Source organism: Aeromonas sp. R3-1 (assembly GCF_040908345.1).
Taxonomy (GTDB): domain Bacteria; phylum Pseudomonadota; class Gammaproteobacteria; order Enterobacterales; family Aeromonadaceae; genus Aeromonas; species Aeromonas veronii.
The window spans coordinates 1-22862 of sequence record NZ_JBFODN010000144.1 but is presented as its reverse complement, the minus strand read 5'-3'; the positions used below and the strand labels follow the sequence as shown (position 1 = coordinate 22862).

The window sequence follows — 22862 nt, the reverse complement described above, 5'->3', positions numbered from 1 at the left end:
ATCTGTGCTCCTTAACGGGCGCGGTTGCGCCGCCCATCCTTCTTGTTGACCTGCACTGCCGGCACTGGCATCGCCAGCGGGGCAAACTCTTTCATGACCCGGCGGTAAACCTCCCGCTTGAACGAAACGACCTGACGCACCGGGTACCAGAAGCTGACCCAACGCCAGTCGTCAAATTCGGGATGGCCATGACAGCCGAACTGGATCCGCGACTCCTTGCCCGAATTCAGCTGTAACAGGAACCATTTTTGTTTTTGGCCAATACAGACCGGTGAACTGTCCCAGCGGACAAGACGTTTGGGTAAACGGTACTTTAGCCAGTTACGACTGGTGGCCATGATGGTCACATCTTCGGGCTTGAGGCCAATCTCCTCATACAGCTCTCGATACATGGCCTGCTCTGGCGTTTCACCATCATCAACCCCCCCCTGCGGAAACTGCCAGGAGTGCTGCCCATAGCGTTTAGCCCACAACACTTGTCCTTCACGGTTACAGATCACGATACCGACATTGGGACGAAATCCGTCGCCATCAATCACGTGATCACCTTATAAAGGCTGAATCTATAAGGAGATTGTTCCACATTCACTCCGTGGCAGCAAACAAGGAGTGAATCCCCTGTTTCATGAATAACTTTCAATTTCAAACATACTTATAAACAAATCCAAGGATCCGCGCCCCCAAGTTGCCCACCCAGGCTGTGCATAAAGCTGTTAGCAAACGGGTATATACAGTACTTTTTAACTGTGCGCGAAAAGTGCCCCTCCGTATCACCACGCGACATAAAATATAAAAAATCATTATTTTTTATAAGCTTGAGATAAAACAACTGGATCTAGATCCATGTTCCCCCAAGAGCCAGATCCATGATCCGGATTGTGAACAAGTTCAACTGCTCAAAGATCCACCGCGGCGAAATTATCCACAGGAGTGGCACAATATCTACCCCGTTTACCCTGTGAAAATGGGGTGGCATTCACAATTTTTTGTAACATATCAGCGACTCCAACCACTTTCATCCACTTATCCAAGATTTCTGTGGATAACTGTGTGTAACATCATGCACAAACCCTTGGACAACTATTTCGAGGTCAAACCAGACCTGGCTTACTGCTCGATAAAACAGACAAAATCCTTTAAAATCATCACGATGAGCTGATAGCCCCCAAATTCTCTGCATTTGATCTTATCCACTCAGGATCGGTTATAAAAACAGCGATCCTTCTCGGGATCCTCCCCTGTTAGAATATGGCGAGCAAGATGGAGCCAAACATGCCAAGCAATCCCCAATCCGAGCAGGAGTTATTGAGCCGCGCCTATGCCATGGCCGGCTTCACGCTAGCGCAGCTGGCCGCCGAGGCTGGCGTCGCTGTGCCCAAAGACCTGCGACGTGACAAGGGGTGGGTCGGTCAGTTGATCGAGCTGCAACTGGGGGCCAGCGCCGGGAGCAAGCCGGAGCAGGACTTCCCGGAGCTGGGGATCGAACTCAAGACGATCCCCGTGAATCCTCAAGGCAAACCGCTGGAGACCACCTTCGTCTGCGTTGCCCCGCTGATCGGCGTCAGCGGCCAGCGCTGGGAGGAGTCCAACGTGCGCAACAAGCTATCCCGGGTGCTCTGGATCCCGGTGGAAGGCAGTCGCGAGATTCCGGTTGGCGAGCGGCGGGTCGGCATGCCGCTGATGTGGAGCCCGAATGAAGAGGAAGATCGGCTACTGCGTCAGGACTGGGAGGAGCTGATGGACATGATAGTGCTGGGAGAAGTGGAGCAGATCAGCGCACGCCACGGCCAGGTGATGCAACTGCGGCCCAAAGCGGCCAACAACAAGGCGCTGACTCGTGCCATCGGCCGCGATGGTCAACCCATCATGACCCTGCCCCGCGGCTTCTATCTCAAGATCGACTTTACCCACAGTTTGCTGCAACGCTATTTTGCCTTGCCGACTTGATCTGCCTTATCAACATCTTTGTCATATGGTGGTATAAAAATAGACAGGAGCCATTTTTAACTCACAGACAAGGAGGCGTCATGCCACTGATCAAACAGTTTTTGAAGTCCAAGCCCGAGGTCAAGGTGACCTTTGCCGTAGAGAAAGAGGCGGCTGCAGGAGCGGAACAGGTGATGCTGATCGGCGAGTTCACCCAGTGGCAACCGGTCGAGCTGAAACGCATGAAGAGCGGCGAGTTCAAAGCCACCCTCAATCTGCCGACCGACGGCCCGGGTTACTTCGAATATTGCTACCAGCTCATCACACCGGCAGGGGAAACCCTCTACGAGAATGACTGGGCAGCGGACGACTATGTGCCAGGCCCCTTCGGGCGAGACAACTCGGTAGTTCGGGTCATCCAGTAACGGCTCCCAGATAGCCAATAGACGGATACAAAAAAGGCTCGCCATTGGCGAGCCTTTTCACTACCTGTCGAGCTATTTGCCGACATACCGACACCAATTCGAATCGAATTAGTTGAGCTTCTCTTTGATACGAGCAGCTTTGCCGGACAGGTTGCGCAGGTAGTACAGTTTGGCGCGGCGAACATCACCACGACGCTTCAGTTCTACACTGTGGATCAGCGGAGAGTGAGTCTGGAATACACGCTCAACACCTTCGCCGTTGGAGATCTTGCGAACGGTGAAAGCAGAGTGCAGACCGCGGTTACGCTTGGCAATAACGATGCCTTCGAAAGCCTGCAGACGCTCTTTACCACCTTCTTTAACACGAACTTGAACACGTACAGTGTCGCCCTGGGCAAAAGCCGGGATGTCGGTACGCAGTTGCTCTTGTTCAAGCTGCTGAATAATCTTGCTCATTGTCTTTCCTTACCTAGGATAAACTGAAAACTCTACTTAACGCTGTCACGCACTTCGCGGACATACTCGGCAAGAAGTGATTCTTGCTCGTCAGTCAGAGCTAGGTTGTTAATAAGTTCCGGCCTTCTTTGCCAGGTTCGTCCGAGCGACTGCTTGAGACGCCAGCGTCGAATCACTTCGTGATTGCCGCTTGTCAGCGCCTCGGGCACCGCCAATCCATCCAACACCTCCGGCCGAGTATAGTGGGGATGATCCAGCAAGCCATCCGTAAAGGAGTCTTGCTCGGCACTGGCCTGATCGCCCAAAACCCCGGGGACCAGACGCGAAACCGCATCGATCAGGGTCATGGCAGGCAACTCGCCACCACTTAACACGTAATCCCCGATAGACCACTCTTCGTCGACTTCGGTTTGTATCACGCGTTCATCGATACCTTCGTATCGACCGGCTACCAGAATCAGTTTCTGATTCGTCGCCAACTCGGTTACGCCAGCTTGAGTCAGCTTGCGTCCCTGAGGAGAGAGATAGATGACTTTCGCCCCGTCTCCCGCCGCTTGCTTGGCTGCATGAATCGCGTCACGCAGCGGCTGAACCATCATTAACATGCCGGGCCCACCACCATAAGGACGATCATCGACCGTACGGTGTTTGTCGTGGGTAAACTCCCGGGGGTTCCAGCACTCAATCTGCAGCAGGCCACTCTTGACGGCCCGACCCGTTACCCCGTGCTCGGTAATGGCTCGGAACATTTCAGGGAAGAGGCTAATAACCCCAATCCACATAAGAAACCTCCGGCACCCGTGTTAGCGCGGGAAACTAGAAACCAGGATCCCAATCAACTTCGATTGTTCGAGCAGTCAGATCAATATTCTTGATCACCTGCTCTTCCAGGAACGGAATCAACCGCTCCTTTGCACCAAAGGCATCTTTTACATTGGCCTCAACCACCAACACATCGTTGGAGCCGGTTTCCATCAATTCGGTCACCTTGCCCAGATCGTATCCCTTAGTGGTCACCACGGAGCAACCAATCAGGTCACGCCAGTAGAACTCACCTTCAGGCAACGCAGGCAACAGATCGGCGGGTACACCAATCTCGACATTGGTCAATGCCAGGGCATCTTCGCGCACATCGATACCATCGAGTTTGCAGATCAGACCCTTGTTGTGACGTTTCCAGGATGAAACCCGGATTTCACGCCACGCCCCGTTCTGATTAATCAGCCAGGGGTTGTAATCGAAAATCGCTTCGGCAACATCGGTGAAGGAGTTCACTTTAAGCCAGCCCTTGATGCCATAAACGGTACCCAGGGTGCCCAGAACTACAGGTTTTTCCACCTTAACTCCTTACCGTTGGGCTGATTAAGCAGCTTTTTTAGCGTCTTTGATCAGCTTGGCAACGCGGTCAGAAACAGCGGCACCAGTAGCAACCCAATGCTCGATACGAGCCAGGTCCAGGTTCAGCTTTTCAGCTTGACCAGCAGCAACCGGGTTGAAGAAACCAACGCGCTCGATGAAGCGACCATCACGGGCGCAACGGCTGTCAGAAACTACTACCTGGTAGAACGGACGCTTTTTCGCGCCACCACGTTGTAAACGAATGGTTACCATATCGTCCTCATTAACATCTAATGAACAAGGCCCGCAAACACGCGGACCCTAGCTTAAAATAAGCCGCGTAATTCTACTTGGATTCGTAATAATTGCAACCAAGCCAGCCATTTTTTGCGCAGAGCTGCAATGAAAAGGGGCCTGCCGCAGCAGACCCCCATCAACACGCAGGCCGGATCAGAACGGGCCGCGACCGCCACCGAAACCGGGGGGCATCATGTTCTTCATCTGGCTCATCATCTTGCGCATGCCGCCTTTACCGGACATTTTCTTCATCATGCGCTGCATCTCGGTGAACTGCTTGAGCAGCTTGTTCACATCCTGCACCTGCATGCCGGAACCTGCGGCGATACGGCGTTTGCGGGAACCCTTGATGAGATCGGGGTGGGCACGCTCCTTGGGCGTCATGGAGCTGATGATGGCCTCCATTCGCACAGTGAGCTTGTCATCCATCTGATCTTTCACGTTATCCGGCAGCCCGGACATGCCGGGCAGCTTGTCGAGCATCCCCATCATACCGCCCATGTTGCGCATTTGGGCCAGCTGCTCGCGGAAATCTTCCAGATCGAAACCCTTGCCGCTCTTGACCTTGCTGGCCAGCTTGGCCGCTTTCTCTTTATCGACGTTGCGCTCGACCTCTTCAATAAGAGAGAGCACATCGCCCATACCGAGGATGCGGGAGGCAAGACGATCCGGGTGGAACGGCTCCAGCGCATCGGTTTTTTCGCCCATACCGATAAACTTGACCGGCTTGCCGGTGATGTGACGTACCGACAGCGCGGCACCACCACGGGCGTCGCCATCCGCCTTGGTGAGGATCACACCGGTAAGCGGCAGCGCTTCGTTGAACGCCTTGGCGGTGTTGGCGGCATCCTGACCGGTCATGGCATCCACCACGAACAGGGTCTCGACCGGCTTGATGGTGGCATGCAGATCCTGGATCTCGGCCATCATCTCGCTATCAACGTGCAGACGACCGGCAGTATCGACGATCACCACGTCATAGAATTTCTTGCGCGCCTGATCGATGGCGGCGGTGGCGATATCGACCGGCTTCTGGCTGGCATCGCTTGGGAAGAAGTCGACACCGATGTCATTGGCCAAGGTTTCCAGCTGTTTGATCGCCGCCGGACGATAGACGTCGGCACTGACTACCAGCACCTTCTTCTTGCTGCGCTCTTTGAGCAGCTTGGCCAGTTTGCCAACTGTAGTGGTCTTACCGGCACCCTGCAGACCGGCCATCAGGATGATGGCGGGCGGCTGGGCAGCCAGGTTGAGCTGTTCGTTGGCCTCACCCATTACGGTGACCAGTTCACCGTGCACAATCTTGATGAATGCCTGGCCCGGGCTCAGGGATTTGGCCACTTCCTGCCCGACTGCGCGCTCTTTGACACGCGCCACGAAATCACGCACGACCGGCAGGGCGACATCCGCCTCGAGCAGCGCCATGCGGACTTCACGCAGGGTTTCCTTGATATTGTCTTCGGTCAGGCGACCACGGCCACTGACATTGCGCAAGGTGCGCGAGAGTCGTTCAGTCAAATTCTCAAACATGACGGATTCCGGTTCTTGGCGTAATAAATTGGGGGCATTATAACCCAGAGCGGGCGCGAGGACGATTATTCACCGCACCGCAGCAGCAGGGACCTTCTCCCTATATATGGGCAGATCAGCCGTTGCACAACTGGCGAGCACTTCTCGTGCAAGGTATACTGCCCCTCTTACCCTCAAAAGCTTGTGCAACAACGACCTGGTTATGATCGTAATCTCTGTTCTGGCCCTGGCGTTTTATCTGCTGGCCATCATCGCCTCCCTGCATCTGTTACTGAGCGCCAAGCCGGTGGGACAGCGCTCCCTGTTTGCCTGTATCGGATTGGCCCTGATCGCCCACGCCAGCGCCCTCGGTTCAGAGGTATTGCAGAGTTACGGCCAGAACCTGAGCATGCTCAACGTTGCCTCGCTGGTCAGCCTTATTATCAGTTGCTTCATGACTTGCGTAACCCGCCGCTTCAACGGCTGGATCCTGCTGCCGGTGGTCTACAGCTTCTCGGCCCTGTTGCTGGCTGCCAGCGCCTTGATCCCGGGTCGCTACATAACCCATCTGGAGGCCCACCCCCAGCTGCTGCTGCACATCGGCCTCGCCCTGATGGCCTACTCGGTATTGATGATCGCCTGTCTGTTTGCGCTGCAGCTCGCCTGTCTGGACAAGCAGCTTAAATCTCGAAAAATCAGCAACCTGCCAGCCATGCCGCCACTGATGACAGTGGAAAAACGGCTGTTCCAGTTGATCTCTGCGGGGGTGCTGCTGCTGACACTCTCCATCGCTTCCGGCCTCTTCTTCCTCGAAGATATGTTCGCCCAGGGCAAGTCTCACAAGGCAGTGCTCTCCATCCTGGCATGGTGTGTTTACGTGTTGCTGCTGTGGGGTCATCACACCTATGGCTGGCGCGGCCGCAAAGTCATCACACTCAGTCTGATCGGCAGCTTCATCCTGACTCTTGCCTACTTTGGCAGCCGCTTCGTCAAAGAAGTGCTGTTGAGCTGACACCTATACTCTTTTAGCCATACCATCCAACAGGAGCCCTTTTTGGACAGCATCTCAACGAGTACATTACTGATTGTTCTCGTTATCTTGATCCTTCTTTCCGCCTTTTTCTCCAGTGCCGAAACCGGCCTGATGTCCATCAACCGCTACAAACTGCGGCATCTGGCACAGACCAAACACAAAGCCGCACGTCGCGTCGAGCAACTGCTCGCCCGCCCCGATCGCCTGCTGGGGCTGATCCTGATCGGCAACAATCTGGTCAATATTCTCGCCTCCGCCATCGCCACCATCGTCTGTATCCGGCTGTTTGGTGATCTCGGGGTCGCCATCGCCACCTTCGGGCTGACCCTGGTGGTACTGGTATTCGGTGAAGTGACCCCCAAGACCCTGGCCGCCATGTTTCCGGAGAAGATCGCCTATCCCGCCTCCTGGATCCTCAAGGGGCTGATGGTGCCGCTCTCACCGCTGGTCTGGCTGATCAACGGCATCACCAGCGGCCTGCTCAAGATGCTGAAGATCAATCCTAACAAGGATGACTCCCTCAACACCGAGGAGCTGCGCACCATCGTCAATGAGGCGGGTAACCTGATCCCCCAGCGTCATCAGGAGATGCTGCTGAGCATTCTGGATCTCGACAAGATGCTGGTCGAGGACATCATGGTGCCGCGCAGCGATATCTACGCCATCGACATCAACGACGACTGGAAGAGCATCCAGCGCCAGCTGGCCCACTGCGCTCACACCAAGATCCTGCTCTATCGCGACAATATCGACGACGTTGTCGGATTTTTACACGCGCGCGATGCCCTGCGGCTGGTAGCTAGGGACCAGTTCAACAAATCGAGTCTGTTGCGGGAAGTGGACGAGATCTACTTCATTCCGGAAGGAACGCCGCTCAACGTGCAGTTGGCCAAATTCCAGCGCAACAAGGAGCGAATTGGCCTGATCGTCGACGAATACGGCGATATTCAAGGTCTAATCACTCTGGACGATATTCTGGAAGAGATCGTCGGCGACTTCACCACCTCCATGACGCCAGCGCCGAGCGACGAGATCCATCCCCAGTCAGATGGTTCTTATCTGGTCGAAGGCTCAGCCAATATTCGTGAACTAAACAAGGAGATGAACTGGCATCTGCCCATCGACGGCCCGCGTACCCTCAACGGTCTGATCCTCGAATATCTGGAGGAGATCCCCCAGCCCAACATCGGGATCCGGCTGGCCGGTTATCCTATCGAGATCCTCGATGTGGAGAACAACATGGTGAAGATGGCGCGGATCATGCCGGCATCATACCGAGCGGAGTCGGATTCGCAAGATTGAAAAAGGGCTGCCACTGGCAGCCCTTTTCTATTGCTCATCGTCACTGTTCATCTTCATCATCCGGCTCCAGCACCAGCGTCGGGATCAACTCGCCAAACACCCTCTGTAGCTCGTCACGGTTGGCCAGCAGGTCTTGCAGCGTATAGCTGTCCATCACCGCCAGAAACGCATCCATCGCCTCTTTCAGCGCACTCTTGAGCAGACAGACAGAGACGATGTGGCAAGCGGGCGAGCCGCAGTCAATGCCGTCCAGATTGCCTTCCAGCGCCCTGATCACCTGCCCGATATTGATGGTGGCGGGATCGCAAGCCATACGAATACCGCCATTCTTGCCCCGCTGGGATTGCAGATAGCCCAGCTTCACCAGCTGATTGACCACCTTCACCATGTGGTTGCGGGAAACGCCATACAGGGCCGATACCTTGGCAACGCTCGACAACTCCCCTTCCGGCAGGGTGGCAAGATAGAGCAGGGCTCTCAATCCAAAATCTGTATAACTGGTTAGTCTCATAAAACCTGATTAGCGCGATGCGAAAAGTGGAGTATTGATTCAAATCAAATAAACATCTAGGATGCCACTTATTAAATGACATTTTATATGTTCAATTAGAACGAGGCCCCTATGCTAGATCAAACCACCGTTGCCGTCATCAAAAGCACCATTCCGCTGCTCGAATCGGCAGGCCCTGCCCTCACCCAGCACTTCTACCAGCGGATGTTCAGCCATAACCCGGAGCTGAAAGATATCTTCAACCTGGCCCACCAACGCAGTGGCGGCCAGCCGCTGGCCCTGTTCAATGCAGTCGCCGCGTATGCAAAGAATATCGACAATCTGGGAGCGCTCGCCGGTGCGGTCGAGCGGATTGCGCACAAACATACCGGATTCCTGATCCAGCCGGAACAATATCACATTGTAGGTAGTCATCTCTTGGCCACGCTCAAAGAATTGGGCGGAAGTGCGGTCACCGACGAGGTGCTGGAGGCTTGGGGCAAGGCGTATGGCGTGCTGGCCGACATCTTCATCGGCCGCGAGCGGGAGATCTATCAGGAGAAGGCCAATCAGGATGGCGGCTGGCAAGGTACCCGCACCTTCATCATCAAGGAGAAGCGAGCCGAGAGCGCCCTCATCACCTCCTTCCTGCTGACGCCGGAAGATGGCAAGCCAGTGTTGGCCTTCAAACCGGGCCAATACCTCAGCATCAAGCTGGTTCACCCCGAGCTGGAATATCAGGAAATCCGCCAGTACTCCCTCTCCGATGCCCCCAACGGGCAGGACTACCGCATCAGCGTCAAGCGTGAACCGCAGGGTCAGGTCTCCAACCTGCTGCACGATCACCTGCAGGCGGGTGACAAGATCGAGGTGATGCCCCCTACCGGCGATTTCTACCTGAAAGCCGACAGCCAGACCCCGGTGGTACTGCTCTCAGCCGGTGTCGGCGTGACACCGATGATGAGCATGCTCAACCAGCTGCTGGCGAGCGGCCATCAGGCAGAGATCACCTGGCTGCACGCCTGCGAACAGGGCGCTGTACACGCCTTCCGGGAGGATATTAAGCAAAAATCCCGCCAGCATCCCAACTTGCTGAGCCGGGTCTGGTATCGGGAGCCGGAGGCCAGCGATGTACAGGGTGAAGATTACGACTTGGCCGGCACCATGTATCTGACTGTGGTGAAGGAGCGCATCACGCCAGAGGCCCACTACTACTTCTGTGGCCCTGTCGGCTTCATGCAAGAGATCAGGCGGCAGCTGCTGGCGGCTGGAGTACCAACGGGGCAGCTCCATTACGAAGTTTTTGGCCCCCACCAAGATCTCTAAGGCGCGGGCAGCCATATAACAGAGGGAGGTTCCGGCCTGTCATGGCACGGCGGCTGGAACCGGACCCACAGGTGCTGATCTGTGGGTCATTTTTTTTGGATCAGTGCATCGCCTTGGCGCGGGCCACCACGTTGGCCGGCATCCGGTTGCCAAGACGGTTGAGCAGACTCGCCGCCTTCTGGTGCAGCGCCTTGTCACCGATGACGGAGCCATGGAGCCAGCGATAGGCGTCCTCATAATCGAGCGGACTGCCCATCCCCTGCAGCAGCATCTCGACCCACTCGATGCGGGCCCGCAGAAAACCGAGGCTGGCCGCCTCGCGCATCAGGGTCTCGGCTCGCACCAAATCCTTCTGCACCAAAGTTCCTTTCCAGTAGTAGCGGCCCAACTGCTCCAGCGCTGGCGCCAACCCCTGATTGGCCGCCTCCCACATATATTGCACCCCGAGTTCGGCATTGGATTTGGTACAGACCCCCCACGCCAGCATATCCCCCCAGAGGAATTGATAGGCCGGGATCTTCATCACCGAGGCGCGCGCTTCGATATCCTGAGTCAGCTGACAGCGATCCTGTTTAACCTGAGTGAGGTGGCGCCCCTGCTCAATCCAGTTGAGCAGCTCGTCCTGACGATAGAGCGGCACCGCCTGCAACTCGCCTGCGGCCAGAGGTGCGGGAGGCGCCACCACAGCGGCAGGCTCAACCGGTTTTGGCAGCGGCGCGGCCCCCTCGCCACTGCTGGCAACGGGTGTGACCGGCTCGGCCGGAAGCAAGACGGGGACTGCCTCAGAGGGCGCTGGCGTAGCAGCAGAGACAGGGGCCGTTGCCACCGCAGCACTGCTTGCGGTCGGTGCCGATGCACTTGCTGCAGGCACATCGCTCGATACGGCAGCCGATACCGCCTCGGCACCATAGAGGGGCGCGGTGAATGCACCGACAAGAACGAGAAGGGTAAGGGGTTTCATCATAAGGATCTCCTGCTGCACTCTGTTATCGGCACCAAGCCCCATCCCCTTAGCCTGCCGGGCGGTTCCCATTAATACAAAAGGGAGCCGAAGCTCCCTTGTTGGCACGGTTGACCCGCTTACTTGACGAAATCGACACCCAGCTGGATATCGGCTTTCAGGGTAGCCAGCATGCCTTCCATCGCTTCCTGCTCGAAGGCGCTCAGCTTGCCGTAATCCAGTACAGTTTCGACGCCGTTCTTGCCCAGCAGTACCGGCTGCGCGAAGAAGGTGGCGTGCTCGCCGTTGCCTTCCACGTAGGCACACTCGACAACGTTGGCTTCGCCCTGCAGACCCTTGATGAGGGAGAGACCAAAACGGCAAGCCGCCTGACCCATGGAGAGGGTTGCGGAACCGCCACCAGCCTTGGCTTCAACCACTTCGGTACCGGCATTCTGGATGCGCTTGGTCATGGCTGCAACTTCTTCAGCAGTGAAGGAGGCACCTTCAATCTGGGAGAGCAGCGGCAGGATGGTGACGCCACTGTGACCACCGATCACGTTGACGCGTACCTTGTCGATGTTCAACCCTTTGGCAGCGGCCACGAAGGTCTCGGCGCGGATCACGTCCAGGGTGGTGACACCGAACAGGCGACGCTTGTCATAGACACCGGCTTTCTTCAGCACTTCGGCGGCGATAGCCACAGTTGTGTTGACCGGGTTGGTGATGATGCCGATCAGTGCTTTCGGGCAAGTGGCCGCGCACTTCTCGACCAGATTCTTGACGATACCGGCGTTGATATTGAACAGGTCGGAGCGATCCATCCCCGGCTTGCGTGCCACACCGGCGGAAATCAGCACCACATCGGCCCCAACCAGCGCAGGAGTCGGATCTTCACCGCAGAAGCCCTTGATGGCGACGTCGGTAGGAATATGACTGAGGTCAACGGCCACACCCGGAGTAACCGGGGCGATGTCATACAGGCTCAGCTCGGAGCCAGCCGGCAGACGGTTTTTCAACAGCAGAGCGAGGGCTTGACCGATGCCACCAGCGGCACCCAGAACGGCAACTTTCATGATCAACTCCATGTTTAAGCGTAGGTTTAAGGTTGTTTGTTGTTGTGCGCCCAACCTTAATGGATCCCCCCATAAAAAACAATCTGATAACAGTTGCAGTCACGGGTTCTGTGAGCCACGAAACATGCGGGAGCAAAAATTGGAGGGAAATACAAAAAGTTGGAGGAGAAGCACAGTTTTTCTGCACTTCTCCTTACCATAAAGAGGTAGATCTGAGGGTCTCAGGATTGGAATGCCAGCGCCCGTTTTTCACACCAGCGAAAACCAATTGTTAACAATCCGTTCATCGCCAGATAAAGCCCACCAGCCACCCCGAACACAGCCAGGGTATCGTAGGTCTGGGCGTTCAACCCCTGCGCCAGCCCCATGATGTCCATGATGGTGATGGTACTGGCGAGGGAGCTCCCCTTGAGCACCAGAATCACCTCGTTGGAGTAGGCAGGCACCAGATGACGGGCGGCATGGCGCACCTTCATCCACAAGGTCTGGCGGCCGTTAAAGCCAAGCGCACGACACGCCTCTACTTCACCGGCCGGGATGGCATCGAGCGCCCCCTTGAACAACCGGGTAGAGTAAGCCGCCGTGTTGAGACCCAGCGCCAGCACGGCGCAGAACCAGGGCTGCTTGAGCAGCGGCCAGAGCGGGCTGGCTTTCAGCCACTCAAACTGACCCGGCCCGTAGTAAATCAGGAAGATCTGAATGAGCAGCGGCGTACCGGTAAAGAGCAGCACCCACAGCTGCACCAGCTGGGTCGCCACCGGCAGGCGCAGCTCCAGCACCCAGGTCATCAGGGCCGCCAACACAATCCCCAGCAGCAGACTGAACAGGGTCAGCTCCAGCGTGGTGACCAGACCGCCCAGCAACGTAACGAGATACTCTTGCATCGGTTATCCTCCGTAGCGGCGGGTGTAGCGGGCAGCCAGCCCGAGGCCGTACTCGCTCACCAGACTGATAGCCAGATAGATGAGGGCCGCAGCGGCATACCAGGTGAAAGGCTCATAGGTACTGGCCGAGGCCATCTGCGCCTGACGCATCATCTCGTTGACCCCGATAAGCGACACCAGCGCGGTATCTTTCAGCAATACCAGCCACTGGTTGCCGAGGCCCGGCAAGGCGTGGCGCCACGCCTGCGGCAACACGATGCGAAAAAAGATGTGGCTCTTGCTCAAACCCAGCGCCAGCGCCGCCAGCCGTTGACCTGAAGGCACCGCATTGAGCGCCGCCCGCAGGGTCTGGGTCGCATAGCTGGCGAACAGCAGGGAGAGCGCCAGCACGCCACAGGCGAACGGACTGAACTCCACATACTCGCCAGTGATAAGGAACAGCACCTGGGTCGAACCGAAGTAGATGAACAGCACCACCAGCAACTCGGGCAGGCCACGGATCAGCGTGGTCAGAGTGGCCACCGGCCACACCAGCGCACGCTGTTTGCTGAGCTCGGCGGCACTGAACGCCAGTGCCAATACCATGCCCCCGACCAGTGATGCCAAGGCCAGCCCGAGGGTCATCCAGGCTGCATCCAACAACAGGCTCAACATGGCTTACTGCGCGAAGTATTTGTCGAAAATTTTCTGATAGGTGCCGTTGGCCTTTATCTCGGCCAGCCCCTTGTTCAACTGGGTCAGCAGCTCCTGATTGCCCTTGGCGACCGCGATGCCAAAGCCGGTACCGAAGTACTTGGCATCGGTCACCGGCGCACCCACCACCGCATACTCCTTGTGCTGCTTCAGCCAATCGGCAGCAACGGCGGTATCGGCAAAGACACCGTCGGTACGGCCATTCATCATGTCGAGGAAGGCGCTCTGGTAGCTGGCGTACGGCACGGTCAGCAGACCCTTGCTCACCCAGTTATCCACCAGATAGGACTGGTGAGAGGTACCGTTCTGCACACCGACAGTCTTGTCGACCATCTCTTCCGGCCCCTTGAAGGCCCCTTTCTTGGCGACGAATACTGCCGAGTTCTCGTAATAGATGTCGGAGAAATCGACCTGAGCGGAGCGCTCCGGGGTCACGTCCATGGCGGCGATGGCGGCATCATAGCGACGGAATTTGAGGCTGGGGATCAGGCTGTCAAAGGCCTGGTTGTGGAAGCTGCACTCCAGCTTGGCCTGCTCGCAGATGGCGCGGGCCAGATCGATGTCAAAACCCTGAAACTCGTTCTTGTCATCCAGGTATTCGAACGGCGCGTAGGTGGCCTCGGTGGCGAACTTGATCTCTTTGGCCATGACGGAGGTACTCAACAGGCCCATGACAGCAACCAACAACAGACTCTTTTTCATGACAGCTTCCTTATCGATTCAATATCAATGCATCAAGAATTCGGCAAACCGGCTGGTTTGCGGGGATTGGAAAATGGCAGCGGTGCCGGATTCGATGATCCGCCCCTTCTCCAGATAAATCACCTGACTGGCCACCTTGCGGGCAAAGTCGACCTCGTGGGTCACCACCACTTGGGTAATGCCGGTCTGGCTCAGGTTGCGGATGATCTCGGCCACCTCCTTGGTGATCTCGGGATCGAGGGCAGCAGTCGGCTCGTCAAACAGCAACACTTCCGGGTCCATCATCAGAGTACGGGCAATGGCCACCCGCTGCTGCTGACCGCCGGAGAGACGTGCCGGCCAGGCATCGCGCTTGTCGGCCAGTTGCAGCTGGGCCAGCAGATAGGCCCCCTTCTCGATGGCGGCCTCCTTGCTCATGCCAAGCACCTTGACCGGCGCTTCAATCAGATTCTCCATCACAGTGAGATGTGGCCAGAGATTGTACTGCTGGAACACCATGCCCACCTTGCGACGCAGCAGTTGGGACTGGCGGTTGAATTCGGCAGCTGAGAGGGAGATCGGGAAAGAAAATTCACTTTCGCCAATCCGCAGAACACCCGCATCCGGGGTATCCAGCAGGTTCATCATCCGTAGCAGGGAACTCTTGCCAGCACCGCTCGGGCCCAGCAACACCAAGGTTTCACCGGGGGATGTCCGAAAGCTGACCTGTTGCAGAACCGGCACCTTGTGCCAGGACTTCTCGATACCTATTAATTCAATACCCATACAGCCCAATTGAATAAGTTTTCAAAATTTCATCCCGATTCTATCCCTAATAAAGGTTGATGCAAGCCATTTTTGAATCAATATGCAGAACAAGCGCCGCTTCCTTGCAAAAAACGGCATATGAATGCAAAATGGCCCCGCTGTTCGTATCTGCCGCCTGTATCGCACAGGCCGCCACACCTCCTCATTCGTGAGACCAAGATGAAACACAACGACAAGCAAGAAAAACTGGCCAAGGCCTTTAAAGCCTTGCTGAAAGAAGAGCGCTTTGGCTCCCAGGCAGAAATCGTCACCGCCCTGCAAGAGCTGGGCTTCGAGAACATCAACCAGTCCAAGGTATCGCGCATGCTGAGCCGCTTCGGCGCCGTTCGCACTCGCAATGCCAAGATGGAGATGGTCTACTGCCTGCCGGTGGAACTGGGCGTGCCCACCACCTCCAGCCCGCTCAAGAATCTGGTGCTGGACGTCGATCACAACGGCGCACTGGTGGTGATCCACACCAGCCCGGGCGCAGCCCAGCTGATCGCCCGCCTGCTCGACTCCCTCGGCAAGGCAGAGGGGATCCTCGGCACCATCGCCGGTGATGACACCATTTTCATCACACCGACCAGCGATACCGATATCGAAGAGCTCTACCTCTCCGCCCTCGAGCTGTTCGAACAGACCCCGTAATGGTGGCCACCGCGTCATAGCGGCCACACCAGAACGAAAAATCCCGGCCAAGGCCGGGATTTTTGTTTTCTGCAGCTTCGTCAGGCGGGCTTATTTGCCCTGCGCCATCAGAAAACCTTCCGATGGGGCGAAGAAAGCCGCGCCGGTCACCGCCTTGGTAAAGCGCAACAGGTGATCGAAGTGGCTGCCCTCTCCCTTGTACATGCTGGCCAGCATGGCGTTGAAGTGCTGCGGTGTGCGGCAGCAGGAGATGAAGTAGAGTCCCTGCTCGGTCATGGTGCCCCAGGGCATGCTCTGGCGCAGGATCTCCATAGACTCCCCTTTCGGCGTCTTGAGGTTGACCCGCTTGATGTGGGCGGTCAGCGGTTTGGCGGCAGACTCATACTCGATGTTGTCGGGCTTGGTGCGACCGATAATGTCTTCCTGCTCTTTTTGCGCCAGCTTCTCCCAGTCGCTCATGGCGTGTACCCAGCGCTGGACATGAATGTAGGAGCCACCGGCAAACTCGCCCTCGGCCAGCAGCGCCACTTCGGCGCGATGCTCATCCTGCGGGTTCTCGGTGCCGTCGACGAAACCGGTCAGGTCACGGCAATCCAGATTGCGGAAACCGCGCACCTCTTCGGCCAGCTCAACCACGCCAGCCAGCAGCGCCATCACGCGGTGACCGGCGTGATGCAGCACGTCCACCCGATCGGCACGCAGCTGAATGAAGAGATCAAACGGGGTGTTGGGGGCTTCCTGACCGTTGGCGGATTGCGCCATAAAGCTGCGGAACTGGGGCGGACGGGCGGCAGGGTAGAGACCATCCCAGGCATCGGCGCCAACGGCAACCAGACCGCTGAAACCGGCATCAGGGAAATCGGCGGCGACCGCCTGCCACAAGGCGGGCAGTTTGGCCAGACGGCCGACTAGTTCGGCGGCATCGCCGGTACGATTGAACATCAGATAGAGGGCGTGCAGATTCGGCTCTGCGCAGATCCCGGCTTGGGCTTTCATATATCTCTCCCCTGAATAGGCGTTAGCGTTACGGGCTATTTGCGTTGCGCGATTATAAACCAGAGTGAATCCAGTTCTTTGATTTCACGACGATATCACGCGTTCAGGGCAAAGGGGCAAACAACACCAGCACATGGGGAGCGACCTTGATCCGTGCTCGCATCCCTTCAAGGGGCTCGCCAATGCTCGCCTCCAGCTGCAGATCGCCACACTCGAACAGCACCCGGCAGTGGTGGCCGAGGAACTGCTGCTCCACCACCTTGAGCTCCCCATCTGCGGCGCTCTCCAGCAACAACTGCTGGGGTCTGAGCATCAGCTGCAACTGCTCACCCACCGCCCGGCCATGAGGCTCACTGCCACAAATGACCCCGAGTGCCGTCTGTACACAGTGGCTGTCCACCACCTCGGCGGCCAGATAGTTGACCCCGCCGAGAAACTCCGCCACGAAACGGTTTTGCGGGCGGCGATAGAGCTGCTCCGGCTGCCCCACCTGTTCGATGTGACCGGCGCGAAACAACGCCAGCCGATCGGCGAAGGCAAACGCCTCCTCCTTGCTGTGGCTGACGAAGATGGCGCCGATCCCCTGCTGCTTGAGCAGGGCGCGGATCTCGAGGATCAACTTCATCCGCACCTGGGTGTCGATGTTGGAGAAGGGCTCATCCAGCAGCATCAGCCGTGGCTTGCACACCAGCGCCCGGGCGATGGCCACCCGCTGCTGCTGGCCGCCGGAGAGCTGGTGCGGATAACGCTCCCCCAGCCCCTGCAGATTGACCAGCGCCAACGCCTCGTCAACCTGCTGCTGGCGGGCGCGGCGATCGAATTTGGTCAGACCGAAACCGACGTTGTCGGCCACCGTCAGGTGGGGGAAGAGGGCGTAATCCTGAAAGATCATACCGATGTTGCGCGCCTCGGGCGGCACGCTGGCACCCGGCCCGTCGAGCAGGGTATCGCCGAGGCGAATCGAGCCATCGGCCAGCGGCAGCAGCCCGGCGATGGCCTTGAGCAGCGTGGTTTTGCCGCAGCCACTGGCTCCCAGCAGGCAGACGATCTCGTTGTCTGCCACCGTCAGGGAGAGCTGTTCCAGCACATTGCGGCCGTTATAACGGCAGCTGACATTTTCAACCTGCAAACAGGACAAGGCTGACTTCCTCTCGTTTCTGGCGGTGCGCGGCCTTTTTCAGCGCACCGCATGCAATATCATTGGCCGACGTGGCGACTCAGTGGCCCGGAGTGTCCAGACTGCGGTTGACCCAGATCAGCGGCAACAGTCCCACCAGCACGATGACGATGGCCCCGAGCGCGCCGCGCTCCAGCATCTCGTCCGAGACGAATTGGTAGACGTGGGTCGCCAGGGTATCGAAGTTGAAGGGCCGCAGCAGCAGAGCGGCAGGCAGCTCCTTCATGGATTCGATGAATACCAGCATGGCACCGGCAAACAGACCCCGGCGCACCAGCGGCAGATGAACCCGCCGCAGCATGCCGCCATCCCCTTGCCCCAGAGAGCGGGCCGCCATGTCGAGGCTGGGGGAGATCTTGCCCATGCTGCTCTCCACCGAGCCGATGGCGATGGCCACGAAGCGCACCAGATAGCCGAACACGATGGCGGTGATGGTACCGGTCAGCAACAGCCCCGGCCCCTGACGCCCCAGCCACTCGGCCAGATCGTTGATGGCAAAGTCGAGGGCGGTGAGCGGCACCAGCACCCCGATGGCGAGCACGGTACCCGGCATGGCGTAGCCCATGGCGGCGATGCGCAGGGGCAACAGACTCTTTATCCCGCCATCAAGGCGGCGGAAGAAGCCTAGCAGCAGGGCGATGCCCATCGCCAGCAGAGCGGTCAGCGCCGAGATAGCCAAGCTGTTGCCGGCAAAGCGGACAAACTCCGGTGTCCACGACAACGCGAAGTAGCGCACCCCATAATCGAGCAGGATGACGAACGGCAGGCCAAAACCGGCCAGCACCAGCCCCCAGCACCAGAGACCAGCTAGCCAGCGCCTCATCCCCTTGAGCGGATAGCGCAGCGGCTGCTCATGGCCCATGGACTTCTGGAACACCTGCTGCCGACTGCGCGAGCGGCGCTCCAGCGCGATCAACAGCACCACAACCAGCAACATCAGGCAGGAGAGTTTCGCCGCAGTGGCCAGACTGCCATAGCCGAGCCAGGTGTCGTAGACCGCAGTGGTCAGGGTGTTGATGGCAAAAAAGTGGACAGTGGCGAAATCGGCCAGCGTCTCCATGGCCACCAGCGATACCGCCACCATGATGGCGGGGCGCGCCAGCGGCAGACTGAGGCGACGAAAGCTCTGCCACGGCGTACAGCCGAGCAGGCGGCTGGAGTGGATCAGGCTGACTGACTGCTCGAGAAAAGAGGCGCGGGTCAGCAGATAGACATAGGGGAACAGCACCAGCGCCAGCACCCAGGCGGCGCCGCCAAGGGAGCGAATGGCCGGAAACCAGTAATCGGCCGGACTGTTCCAGCCAAAGAGTGCTCGCAACCCGGCCTGTAGCGGGCCCGAATAGTCGAGCAGGTCGGTATAGACGTAGGCGACGATATAGGAGGGCATGGCCATTGGCAGCATCAAAGCCCACTGCAGAGCGCGCCGCCCCGGCACCTGACACATGGCCACCAGCCAGGCGGTGGGTACGCCAAACAGCAGGCTGAGCAGCACCACGCCGACCACCAGCCCCAGGGTATTGCCCAAATAATCGAGCAGCACGGTATCGGCGAGGTGGCGAAAGAGATCTCCCTCAGCCGAGAAGGCAGAGAAAAGCAGGGCTATAACCGGTAAACCCAGCAGCAGGGCGATGGCCCAGCTGCCGGTCATCCATCCAAAATTTTTCATGAGACCACAGATGTTGATGGGGCCGTTGGCCCCATCTGATTACAAATCGAACTTCACTTCATCCAGCAACTGCAAGGCGTCCTTGCGGTGCTTGGCGTAATCGCTGACCGGTAGTGCGTCAGACTTGAAACTGCCCCAGGACTTGACCATGGCGGAAGGCTCGACTCCGGCCTTGACCGGATATTCGGCGTTCACGTCTGCATACATGTGCTGGGCGGTGTCACCAGCCAGAAACTCCATCAGCTTCTGGGCCTCGGCCTTGTTCTTGGCATATTTGGTCATGGCCACGCCGCTCACGTTGACGTGGGCACCGCGGTCAGCCTGGTTCGGGAAGTTGATATAGACCGCATCCGCCCAGGACTTCTGCGCCGGATCTTTCAACATGGCGCCCAGATAGTAGCTGTTGCCGAGCGACACGTCACAGATACCATCCTTGATCGCCTTGACCTGATCCCGGTCGTTGCCCTGCGGCTTGCGCGCCAGGTTGGCCTTGACCCCTTCCAGCCAGGTTTTGGTCTCGGCCATGCCGTGATGGGCAATCATGGAGGAGACCAGCGCCACATTGTACTCATGCTTGCCGCTGCGGGTGCAGATTTTTCCTTTGAATTCAGGCTTGGCCAGATCTTCGTAGCTGATGGTGTCGAGCTTGCCGAGGCGATCCTTGCTGGAGTAGATGGCGCGAACCCGGGTGGTCAGGGCGAACCAGCGATTCTCCGGATCACGATAGATAGCGGGGATGTTCTCCTGCAGGATCTTGCTATCCACCGGCTGCACCAGCCCTTTGTCCACCAGATCGGTCAGACGGCTGATATCAACGGTCAGCATCAGGTCGGCCGGAGATAGCTTGCCTTCCCGCTCCAGACGCTCGTTCAATCCCTCTTTGGCGAACACCACGTTCACCTTGATGCCAGATTCCTTCTCGAACTGCTGGATGATGGGCTTGATCAGCTCATCCTGCCGGTTGGAGTAGACATTCACTTCCCCGGCCGCCAATGCCGACTGAGCTGCCAACGCAGAGAAAGCCAGTGCCAACATCTTCATTTTCATCATCCATTCCTTGATTAGCTATACAGAGTGATAACGATTTCCGTTTGCATTCTGCATACATCTTATAAGCGGATCAAGAAAGCTCGCCGTCGCCACATCACATATTTAATCGCCCATAAATGAAAAGGGCCGGATGGAATCCCATTCGGCCTCTTCTGAGCAAAACGTTATGTTGATCAGGCTTCAATAAGCGCTCACTCCATCGGGATTCCCCGAGATCGGGAGGTCAACAGATCTGTACGTCACGGATGCGGTTCATCACAGCGCCTCGTCGTCACTCTCGCCGGTACGGATGCGCACCGCTTGCAGCAAGTCGTAGACAAAAATCTTGCCGTCGCCGATCTTGCCGGTATAGGCCGCCTTGCAGATCGCCTCGATCACCCCTTCCACGTTATCATCGGCGGTAGCAATCTCCAGCTTCACCTTGGGCAGGAAGTCGACCTGATACTCGGCTCCCCGGTATAATTCGGTGTGTCCCTTCTGGCGGCCAAATCCCTTGACCTCGGACACGGTCAGCCCTTCCACCCCCAGGTTGGCAATAGCCTCGCGGACATCGTCCAACTTGAACGGTTTGATAATCGCACTAATCAGCTTCATCTGGTTGCTCCCAATCCATGGTGTGTCATGAATCGGGTTTCAATTCTTATGCCAAGTATTTTTATTGTTTTATTTCATATAGATAGAGTTTAATGCCTGCGCCATTCGTCAGGCACATCCCCATAACCGGCCAGCACGCCCCATAATGAGGCACCATGCTGCAGCGGTCAGCGGGTATGCACCAAACAAGAGCAAAACAGCATGTTAGTTATCTCCAACAGCGTCACGATTCCCTGGCATGAGTTGCAATTTCAGACCATGCGGGCACAGGGCAACGGTGGACAGCACGTCAACAAGACCGACTCCGCCGTCTGGTTGCGCTTCGATTACCGCAACTCTCCCAGCCTGACGCCCCTCTACAAGGAGGGTCTCGACAAGCTGAGCGATAGCCGGGTACACGATGGCTTTATCCTGATCCGGGTCGAGAGCCATCGCAGCCAGGACATGAACCGCAAGGAGGCGATGAACCGCCTGGTGGAGTTGCTGAAGAAGGCCGCCTGGCGCCCCAAGGCCCGCCATGCCACCAAGCCGACCCGCAGCTCCCAGCGCAAACGGGTCGATGCCAAAAAGCGCAAGGGGGATATCAAATCCGCCCGCGGCAAACCGGTTCTGGACTGAGCCAACCCCCAACTCCCAAAGGATGTCAGCCGATGAGATACAGTTTTTGCGACAGCGCCCGCGGCCCGCTGCTGGTCGCCATCGATCAGGATGGCCTGCGCTATGTGGAGTTCGTGCAGGGGGAGCAGCCGGTAACTCCGACCGATGAGTGGCTGCGTGATGACCTGGCTCTTGCTCCTTTCGTCGAGCAGTTCACCGCCTATTTCGCCGGAAAATTGCAGCAGTTCGATCTGCCCATGGCAACGAAGGGCACCCCGTTTCAACAATCGGTGTGGAACGCTTTGTGCGATATCCCCTATGGCGAGACCGTCAGCTATCTCGAGATTGCCCAGGCTATCGGCAATCCCAAGGCTGTGCGGGCGGTAGGCGCTGCCAATGGCCGCAATCCGCTGAGCATCATAGTACCCTGCCATCGGGTGATCGGACGCAGCGGCGATCTGACCGGCTATGCTGGCGGCATTCCCATCAAGCGCTGGTTGCTGGCTCTGGAACAGACAGGCACAACATTCGAGCTGGCCCCATGACACGATGAGCCCCCGTGGAGAGGGAATGGACAATATCGTGGCCAGAATGAAAAGGCTTTCTGCCAGTGGCCACGCTTTGCTGACAAGATGAACAGAAAATGAAGAATCGCCTCAGAACTACTTCAGATTGAGCTTGGCATGATGGCTCCATACTTGAATGGCACGGCTCATTCGCTGATTCAAGTAGCACCCATGTGACGCTTCCAATCTGTCTTTTCCCCGCGCCTCCTCTGAGGCGCTTTTTTTGTGCCGACACAACAGGCCACCACCCGGGTTGAGTGGCCTGAACGCCACAAAATCTGCACCAGCCCAAAAACCACGAGGCGAAGGATCATCCTTCGCCTCTGACGTAACAGCTGGCTACTCGCTCTGGGGCAGGAACTGCAGCTCCGGCGCCGAGGAG

Annotated in this window: 26 protein-coding genes; 8 read left to right on the top strand and 18 right to left on the bottom strand. The window is 57.6% G+C overall.

Annotation, left to right across the window (positions count from 1 at the left end):
• Positions 1 to 11: 11 nt before the first annotated feature.
• Complete coding sequence (gene rppH / locus AB5Y85_RS08650; protein WP_005340421.1) at positions 12 to 539, bottom strand: RNA pyrophosphohydrolase; 528 nt, start codon at positions 537 to 539, stop codon at positions 12 to 14.
• 733 nt (positions 540 to 1272) lie between these two features.
• Between rppH and mutH the strand changes: the two genes are divergently transcribed.
• Positions 1273 to 1947: a DNA mismatch repair endonuclease MutH gene (gene mutH / locus AB5Y85_RS08645; protein ID WP_257686769.1), complete on the top strand. Its 675-nt coding sequence runs from the start codon at positions 1273 to 1275 to the stop codon at positions 1945 to 1947.
• An 80-nt stretch (positions 1948 to 2027) separates the two neighbouring features.
• Entirely contained in the window at positions 2028 to 2351 is a 324-nt protein-coding gene (locus AB5Y85_RS08640; protein ID WP_005348910.1) for an isoamylase early set domain-containing protein, read from the top strand.
• A 108-nt stretch (positions 2352 to 2459) separates the two neighbouring features.
• Here AB5Y85_RS08640 and rplS read toward each other — a convergent pair whose 3' ends face one another.
• The 5 genes from rplS to ffh form a co-directional block, all read right to left on the bottom strand.
• Entirely contained in the window at positions 2460 to 2807 is a 348-nt protein-coding gene (gene rplS, locus AB5Y85_RS08635; RefSeq protein WP_005313505.1) for a 50S ribosomal protein L19, read from the bottom strand.
• Positions 2808 to 2839: 32 nt separating this feature from the next.
• On the bottom strand, positions 2840 to 3589 hold the full coding sequence (gene trmD, locus AB5Y85_RS08630; RefSeq protein ID WP_005340400.1) for a tRNA (guanosine(37)-N1)-methyltransferase TrmD: 750 nt from the start codon (positions 3587 to 3589) through the stop codon (positions 2840 to 2842).
• 34 nt (positions 3590 to 3623) lie between these two features.
• The gene (rimM, locus tag AB5Y85_RS08625) at positions 3624 to 4145 is read right to left on the bottom strand and encodes a ribosome maturation factor RimM (RefSeq protein ID WP_005340394.1); all 522 of its coding nucleotides are present in this window, start codon (positions 4143 to 4145) and stop codon (positions 3624 to 3626) included.
• 24 nt (positions 4146 to 4169) lie between these two features.
• Complete coding sequence (gene rpsP / locus AB5Y85_RS08620) at positions 4170 to 4418, bottom strand: 30S ribosomal protein S16 (protein ID WP_005340392.1); 249 nt, start codon at positions 4416 to 4418, stop codon at positions 4170 to 4172.
• Between the two features lie 177 nt (positions 4419 to 4595).
• Complete coding sequence (gene ffh / locus AB5Y85_RS08615; RefSeq protein WP_005357987.1) at positions 4596 to 5972, bottom strand: signal recognition particle protein; 1377 nt, start codon at positions 5970 to 5972, stop codon at positions 4596 to 4598.
• Positions 5973 to 6174: 202 nt separating this feature from the next.
• On the opposite strand from ffh, the gene ccsA reads away from it, so the two are divergent.
• Complete coding sequence (gene ccsA / locus AB5Y85_RS08610) at positions 6175 to 6963, top strand: inner membrane protein YpjD (protein ID WP_005340390.1); 789 nt, start codon at positions 6175 to 6177, stop codon at positions 6961 to 6963.
• A 42-nt stretch (positions 6964 to 7005) separates the two neighbouring features.
• Positions 7006 to 8286, top strand: a complete 1281-nt coding sequence (locus AB5Y85_RS08605) for an HlyC/CorC family transporter (protein WP_005348906.1) — start codon at positions 7006 to 7008, stop codon at positions 8284 to 8286.
• A 40-nt stretch (positions 8287 to 8326) separates the two neighbouring features.
• Here the strand turns inward: AB5Y85_RS08605 and AB5Y85_RS08600 are convergent, their stop codons facing one another.
• Entirely contained in the window at positions 8327 to 8797 is a 471-nt protein-coding gene (locus AB5Y85_RS08600; protein ID WP_005340388.1) for an Rrf2 family transcriptional regulator, read from the bottom strand.
• 111 nt (positions 8798 to 8908) lie between these two features.
• Between AB5Y85_RS08600 and hmpA the strand changes: the two genes are divergently transcribed.
• Positions 8909 to 10102 (top strand): NO-inducible flavohemoprotein, encoded by a 1194-nt coding sequence (gene hmpA / locus AB5Y85_RS08595; RefSeq protein WP_368221333.1) that lies wholly within the window; start codon positions 8909 to 8911, stop codon positions 10100 to 10102.
• 100 nt (positions 10103 to 10202) lie between these two features.
• Here the strand turns inward: hmpA and AB5Y85_RS08590 are convergent, their stop codons facing one another.
• From AB5Y85_RS08590 to AB5Y85_RS08565, 6 genes are all read right to left on the bottom strand, one after another.
• Positions 10203 to 10787: a tetratricopeptide repeat protein gene (locus AB5Y85_RS08590; protein ID WP_026034955.1), complete on the bottom strand. Its 585-nt coding sequence runs from the start codon at positions 10785 to 10787 to the stop codon at positions 10203 to 10205.
• A 395-nt stretch (positions 10788 to 11182) separates the two neighbouring features.
• On the bottom strand, positions 11183 to 12118 hold the full coding sequence (mdh, locus tag AB5Y85_RS08585; protein WP_005340384.1) for a malate dehydrogenase: 936 nt from the start codon (positions 12116 to 12118) through the stop codon (positions 11183 to 11185).
• A gap of 221 nt (positions 12119 to 12339) precedes the next feature.
• The gene (gene artM / locus AB5Y85_RS08580) at positions 12340 to 13002 is read right to left on the bottom strand and encodes an arginine ABC transporter permease ArtM (RefSeq protein ID WP_005348902.1); all 663 of its coding nucleotides are present in this window, start codon (positions 13000 to 13002) and stop codon (positions 12340 to 12342) included.
• Positions 13003 to 13005: 3 nt separating this feature from the next.
• Positions 13006 to 13656, bottom strand: coding sequence for an arginine ABC transporter permease ArtQ (gene artQ, locus AB5Y85_RS08575; protein ID WP_043826111.1), 651 nt, complete (start codon positions 13654 to 13656; stop codon positions 13006 to 13008).
• A 3-nt stretch (positions 13657 to 13659) separates the two neighbouring features.
• Positions 13660 to 14397 (bottom strand): transporter substrate-binding domain-containing protein, encoded by a 738-nt coding sequence (locus AB5Y85_RS08570; RefSeq protein ID WP_368221332.1) that lies wholly within the window; start codon positions 14395 to 14397, stop codon positions 13660 to 13662.
• Positions 14398 to 14421: 24 nt separating this feature from the next.
• A complete protein-coding gene (locus tag AB5Y85_RS08565; protein WP_160881760.1) occupies positions 14422 to 15162 on the bottom strand; it encodes an ATP-binding cassette domain-containing protein in 741 nt (246 codons plus the stop codon).
• Between the two features lie 201 nt (positions 15163 to 15363).
• On the opposite strand from AB5Y85_RS08565, the gene argR reads away from it, so the two are divergent.
• Positions 15364 to 15834 (top strand): transcriptional regulator ArgR, encoded by a 471-nt coding sequence (gene argR / locus AB5Y85_RS08560; protein ID WP_005340378.1) that lies wholly within the window; start codon positions 15364 to 15366, stop codon positions 15832 to 15834.
• A gap of 90 nt (positions 15835 to 15924) precedes the next feature.
• Here the strand turns inward: argR and AB5Y85_RS08555 are convergent, their stop codons facing one another.
• The 5 genes from AB5Y85_RS08555 to glnK form a co-directional block, all read right to left on the bottom strand.
• Positions 15925 to 16830, bottom strand: coding sequence for a Dyp-type peroxidase (locus AB5Y85_RS08555; protein WP_368221331.1), 906 nt, complete (start codon positions 16828 to 16830; stop codon positions 15925 to 15927).
• A gap of 103 nt (positions 16831 to 16933) precedes the next feature.
• On the bottom strand, positions 16934 to 17968 hold the full coding sequence (locus tag AB5Y85_RS08550) for an ABC transporter ATP-binding protein (protein WP_368221330.1): 1035 nt from the start codon (positions 17966 to 17968) through the stop codon (positions 16934 to 16936).
• Between the two features lie 79 nt (positions 17969 to 18047).
• Positions 18048 to 19673, bottom strand: a complete 1626-nt coding sequence (locus AB5Y85_RS08545; RefSeq protein ID WP_368221329.1) for an ABC transporter permease — start codon at positions 19671 to 19673, stop codon at positions 18048 to 18050.
• A 39-nt stretch (positions 19674 to 19712) separates the two neighbouring features.
• A complete protein-coding gene (locus tag AB5Y85_RS08540) occupies positions 19713 to 20720 on the bottom strand; it encodes a Fe(3+) ABC transporter substrate-binding protein (RefSeq protein ID WP_005340374.1) in 1008 nt (335 codons plus the stop codon).
• Positions 20721 to 20978: 258 nt separating this feature from the next.
• Complete coding sequence (gene glnK / locus AB5Y85_RS08535; RefSeq protein ID WP_005341406.1) at positions 20979 to 21317, bottom strand: P-II family nitrogen regulator; 339 nt, start codon at positions 21315 to 21317, stop codon at positions 20979 to 20981.
• A gap of 201 nt (positions 21318 to 21518) precedes the next feature.
• Between glnK and arfB the strand changes: the two genes are divergently transcribed.
• Both arfB and AB5Y85_RS08525 read left to right on the top strand, forming a co-directional pair.
• On the top strand, positions 21519 to 21935 hold the full coding sequence (gene arfB, locus AB5Y85_RS08530) for an alternative ribosome rescue aminoacyl-tRNA hydrolase ArfB (protein ID WP_139430011.1): 417 nt from the start codon (positions 21519 to 21521) through the stop codon (positions 21933 to 21935).
• A gap of 32 nt (positions 21936 to 21967) precedes the next feature.
• On the top strand, positions 21968 to 22459 hold the full coding sequence (locus AB5Y85_RS08525) for a methylated-DNA--[protein]-cysteine S-methyltransferase (protein ID WP_257686761.1): 492 nt from the start codon (positions 21968 to 21970) through the stop codon (positions 22457 to 22459).
• Positions 22460 to 22862 lie beyond the last annotated feature (403 nt).

Coding starts and splice junctions, on each gene's coding strand:
- AB5Y85_RS08525 (WP_257686761.1), top strand. CDS start 21,968: ATGAGATACAGTTTTTGCGACAGCGCCCGCGGCCCGCTGCTGGTCGCC.
- arfB (WP_139430011.1), top strand. CDS start 21,519: ATGTTAGTTATCTCCAACAGCGTCACGATTCCCTGGCATGAGTTGCAA.
- AB5Y85_RS08600 (WP_005340388.1), bottom strand. CDS start 8,797: ATGAGACTAACCAGTTATACAGATTTTGGATTGAGAGCCCTGCTCTAT.
- argR (WP_005340378.1), top strand. CDS start 15,364: ATGAAACACAACGACAAGCAAGAAAAACTGGCCAAGGCCTTTAAAGCC.
- hmpA (WP_368221333.1), top strand. CDS start 8,909: ATGCTAGATCAAACCACCGTTGCCGTCATCAAAAGCACCATTCCGCTG.
- mdh (WP_005340384.1), bottom strand. CDS start 12,118: ATGAAAGTTGCCGTTCTGGGTGCCGCTGGTGGCATCGGTCAAGCCCTC.
- AB5Y85_RS08545 (WP_368221329.1), bottom strand. CDS start 19,673: ATGAAAAATTTTGGATGGATGACCGGCAGCTGGGCCATCGCCCTGCTG.
- rpsP (WP_005340392.1), bottom strand. CDS start 4,418: ATGGTAACCATTCGTTTACAACGTGGTGGCGCGAAAAAGCGTCCGTTC.
- ccsA (WP_005340390.1), top strand. CDS start 6,175: ATGATCGTAATCTCTGTTCTGGCCCTGGCGTTTTATCTGCTGGCCATC.
- artM (WP_005348902.1), bottom strand. CDS start 13,002: ATGCAAGAGTATCTCGTTACGTTGCTGGGCGGTCTGGTCACCACGCTG.
- artQ (WP_043826111.1), bottom strand. CDS start 13,656: ATGTTGAGCCTGTTGTTGGATGCAGCCTGGATGACCCTCGGGCTGGCC.
- rplS (WP_005313505.1), bottom strand. CDS start 2,807: ATGAGCAAGATTATTCAGCAGCTTGAACAAGAGCAACTGCGTACCGAC.
- trmD (WP_005340400.1), bottom strand. CDS start 3,589: ATGTGGATTGGGGTTATTAGCCTCTTCCCTGAAATGTTCCGAGCCATT.
- AB5Y85_RS08555 (WP_368221331.1), bottom strand. CDS start 16,830: ATGAAAGCCCAAGCCGGGATCTGCGCAGAGCCGAATCTGCACGCCCTC.
- AB5Y85_RS08640 (WP_005348910.1), top strand. CDS start 2,028: ATGCCACTGATCAAACAGTTTTTGAAGTCCAAGCCCGAGGTCAAGGTG.
- AB5Y85_RS08540 (WP_005340374.1), bottom strand. CDS start 20,720: ATGAAAATGAAGATGTTGGCACTGGCTTTCTCTGCGTTGGCAGCTCAG.
- mutH (WP_257686769.1), top strand. CDS start 1,273: ATGCCAAGCAATCCCCAATCCGAGCAGGAGTTATTGAGCCGCGCCTAT.
- AB5Y85_RS08565 (WP_160881760.1), bottom strand. CDS start 15,162: ATGGGTATTGAATTAATAGGTATCGAGAAGTCCTGGCACAAGGTGCCG.
- AB5Y85_RS08570 (WP_368221332.1), bottom strand. CDS start 14,397: ATGAAAAAGAGTCTGTTGTTGGTTGCTGTCATGGGCCTGTTGAGTACC.
- ffh (WP_005357987.1), bottom strand. CDS start 5,972: ATGTTTGAGAATTTGACTGAACGACTCTCGCGCACCTTGCGCAATGTC.
- glnK (WP_005341406.1), bottom strand. CDS start 21,317: ATGAAGCTGATTAGTGCGATTATCAAACCGTTCAAGTTGGACGATGTC.